Raw genomic sequence first — 3,520 nt, 5'->3', positions numbered from 1 at the left:
CCTCCCGCTGCGCGGGCGGCACCCCGGCCCGCCCTACTTCCCGCCCCCGTACGCGGTTCACGGTGCGAGCGGCGGTTGACGGTCAGTCGTCGCTGTCCTGGTCCTGGCTTTGGTCCTGGTCCTGGTCGTCGCCCTGGACGTCGCCGTGGCCGTGGTGCGCGGTGGCGCGGGCGAAGACCTGGGAGTCGGTGCTCGCCGGGCCGCCGGTGCCGGCGAGCAGGTTGCCGCTGGTCGAGCTGAACACCACCGTGCGGCCGCGGGCGTCCACGACCGGATCGGCCGAGGTGCCGTTGCCGAGCGAGCCGTCCGCGGCGGTGGCGACCCGCTCGGTGCGGCCGGTGCGCAGGTCGTGCCGGTAGACGTCCCAGCCCGGGTGCTGCGGGCCCGCCACCAGGTTGTCGGCGGCGGAGGCGAAGTAGACCCAGCGGTTGTCGGCGGTGATCCGGGCGTGGTCGGAGGAGCCGACCGAGGTGGTGCCGGGCAGGCCGCCGCTGATCTTCGTCACGGTGCCCTTCCCGAGGTCCCGGACGTACAGCACGGTGTGGAACCGGTGGCCGCCGGTCGACCCGCCGGGCTCGGGCAGGGCGTAGATCGCGCGCCGCCCGTCGGGGCTGATCGTCGCGCCGAAGCTCGGGGCGCCGAGCTTGCCGTCGAGGTCGAGGCTGGCGGCGGAGATCCGGCCGGACTCCACGTCGTAGGTGTAGTAGGGGGCGGTCACCGGCCGGGCCAGGTTCGGGGCCAGGCCCTTCTGGGCGCTGTGGGGCAGGGCCGGGGCGACGCCCGGGGCCAGCTCCACGTCGGCGGGGGCGGCGGCGCCCCCGGCGGCCGGGGCGGGGGTCTGGTCGGCGGGCAGCAGGTTGTCGGCCATGGAGGTGAAGCCGATGGTGCGGCCGTCCGCGCTGATCGTCGGGTTGAGGGACATGCCGTCGCCCGGCTTGCCGTCCACGCCGCGGGTCACCAGCCTGGTCTTCCCCGTCCAGCGGTCGGTGACGTAGATGTTGTAGTCCCAGGTGTAGGGCCTGGCCAGCGAGGGGTCGCCGCCCTGGAGGTCGGGGACGAGGTCCTTCCGACTGGAGCCGAAGACCACGTAGCGGCCGTTCGCGCTGATCGAGGGCGCGTAGGAGGCGTGGAACTTGTCGGTGTCGGTGCCGGTGAGCCCGCCGCTGATCAGTTCGGTGCGGCCGGTCTTCCGGTCGCGGACGTACACCTCGTCGCGCCCCTGGACCTGCATGCCGGGCACCACGTTCTCGGCGTCGCTGTCGAAGGCGACGTAGCGGCCGTCGGCGTTGATCGCGACGTTGTCGGTGAAGCCGTTCAGCGCGCTGCCGTCGGCGGCCAGGTTGATCCGCTCGGTGCGGCCGGTCCTCAGGTCGCGGACGTAGGCGTCGCGGGCGCTCTTCGCGGGCTGGGACACCAGGTTCGTGGCCCAGGAGGTGAACAGGGCGTAGCGGCCGTTGGCGCTGATCGCCTGGCTCCACGACTGGTTGTCCGGCGCGGCGCCGTTCACCCCGACGCTGACCTGGACGGTGCCGCGCGGCGCCCGGTCGGCCTGGGCGGCCTGGGCGGGTGCGGCGGTCACGGCGAGTACGGCGGTGGCCGCGAGAATGCTGCCGCCGCCGGCCAGCCACCGGTTGCGGGTGGTACGGGTGCTGCGTGTCATGACGTCTGCCTCCCCGGGGGTCGCCCGGCCGGGCTCCCTCCCGGCGACGGGCTTTCGGGAGAGCCAATCGTCGGGAGGGCCGGTGGTCAACGCCCACGGGTGATCTCGGCCGAAAATACGTCAACGGACGTATGCGGCAGGGGAATCAGGGCGTCACAGGCGGCGCAGGAAGACGTCCAGGAAGGTGTTGGTGTCACCCGGCACCAGGTCGCCGTCCGAGGCGTCGAAGATCACCGTGTCGCCGGTGGCGTCCACGTACGGGCCGTAGGAGGAGGCGGTGCTCTGCCCGCCGCTCCGGGTGAGGCTGATCCGCTCGATCCGCCCGGTCCACAGGTCGCGGCGGAACACGTCACTGGCGGAGTTGGTGTCGTCGGGGACGAGGTTCTCGGCGGCGGAGTCGAAGTAGACCCAGCGGTCGTCGAGCGTCATGACGCCACCGGACGAGGACCACTTGGCGGTGGTGCCCGGCAGGTCGGTGTTGACCTTGGTGATCTTGCCGGTGGCCAGCTCGTGGACGTACACGTCCATCCGGATGCCGTGGGCCGGGGCGGGGGCCCCGCCGATGAAGACCGGGAGGCTGTAGATCGCGTAGCGGCCGTCCGGGCTGACCCGGCCGTCGCGGCCGCCGTCGCTCAGGGCCCCGGTGTCGTCCAGGCTGGCGCCGGCGATCTTGCCGGTGCCGGCCTTCCAGACGTAGTACGGGTAGAACTTGGGCCCGGCCAGCTGGGGTGCCCCGGCGCCCGGCGTCGGGTCGGTGGTCGGGGTCGGGGCCGGAGCGCCCGGGAGCAGGTTCCCGGCCCGGGAGCCGAAGCCGACCGTCGAGCCGTCCGCACTGATCGTCGGACTGAAGGAGTTGTTGTCGGCGCCCTCGCCCTCCGTGCCGGAGGTGACCAGCCGGGTGGTGTGCGTCCAGCGGTCGGTGACGTAGATGTTGTTCTTGCCGCGTTTCACGCCCGGGGCGAGGTCGGTGCGGCTGGAGGCGTAGGCGACGAAGCGGCCGTCCCAGCTGAGGGTGGGGCTGTCGGCGGTGCGGATGCTCTGGTCGTCGGTGCTCGCCGAACCGGGGGCGGTGATCAGCTCGGTGCGGCCGGTCCAGCGGTCGTGGACGAAGACGTCGCTGCCGTGCTTCGGCTGGCCGGGCAGCACATTGGTGGCGGCGGTGCTGAACGCCACGTACCGGCCGTCGCCGCTGATCGCGGCCTGGTTGGTGGCGGCGTCCAGCTTGGAGCCGTCGGCGGCGACGCTGACCCGCTCGACGTGTCCGTTGCGCAGGTCCCGCACGTAGACCTCGTCCGAGTTCGGGGTGCCGGCCCCGGGCAGCAGGTTGGTCGCGGTCGAGCTGAACAGCGCGGAGCGGCCGTCGGCGCTCAGCCCGAGCGCGGACGAGGTGCCGTCGAGCTGCTCGCCCTTGGGCCCCTCGCTCACCCGGGAGGTGTCGCCCTTGAGCGGCCGGGCCTCGGCGGCGGGCATCGTGGCCCCGGCCACGGCGGCGGCCACCAGGACGCCGGCGGTACGGGCCAGCCAACGGCGGGTTCGTGCGGTGGTCATGGACATCCTCCCCTGATGACGGCGCCGGGCCCTCGTCACCCCCGTGGCCCGGCTGGGGAAGAGCCAATCGTCGCCCGGGCCGGGTGGTCAACCGGGCGAAGCGATCTCGTCCGGAAATACGCCACCGGTCGTACCGCCCCTTACGCGGCCCCGGCCCGAACCCCGGCCCGAACCCCGCCCCGGCTCCGGGCCCGGTCCGGGCCGCCCCGGCACGCTGGCAGAATTGGTCCGTGATCGACGCCCGACGGCTGCGGACCCTGCGGGCCGTGGCGGACCACCGCACCGTGACCGCCGCGGCGGCCGCCCTCTACC

General features: G+C 73.6%; 2 protein-coding genes. Both read right to left on the bottom strand.

Translation table 11 applies throughout. The features are described from left to right. Positions 1 to 82: 82 nt before the first annotated feature. Positions 83 to 1,660 (bottom strand): TolB family protein, encoded by a 1,578-nt coding sequence (locus tag ACFV61_RS35120; RefSeq protein ID WP_380496166.1) that lies wholly within the window; start codon positions 1,658 to 1,660, stop codon positions 83 to 85. Positions 1,661 to 1,813: 153 nt separating this feature from the next. Then, the gene (locus tag ACFV61_RS35115; protein WP_380496164.1) at positions 1,814 to 3,208 is read right to left on the bottom strand and encodes a TolB family protein; all 1,395 of its coding nucleotides are present in this window, start codon (positions 3,206 to 3,208) and stop codon (positions 1,814 to 1,816) included. Positions 3,209 to 3,520: the final 312 nt, after the last annotated feature.

Source organism: Kitasatospora sp. NPDC059817 (assembly GCF_042731835.1).
Lineage (GTDB): Bacteria > Actinomycetota > Actinomycetes > Streptomycetales > Streptomycetaceae > Kitasatospora.
This window is presented reverse-complemented; position numbering and strand designations above follow the sequence as displayed.

Coding starts and splice junctions, on each gene's coding strand:
- ACFV61_RS35120 (WP_380496166.1), bottom strand. CDS start 1,660: ATGACACGCAGCACCCGTACCACCCGCAACCGGTGGCTGGCCGGCGGC.
- ACFV61_RS35115 (WP_380496164.1), bottom strand. CDS start 3,208: ATGACCACCGCACGAACCCGCCGTTGGCTGGCCCGTACCGCCGGCGTC.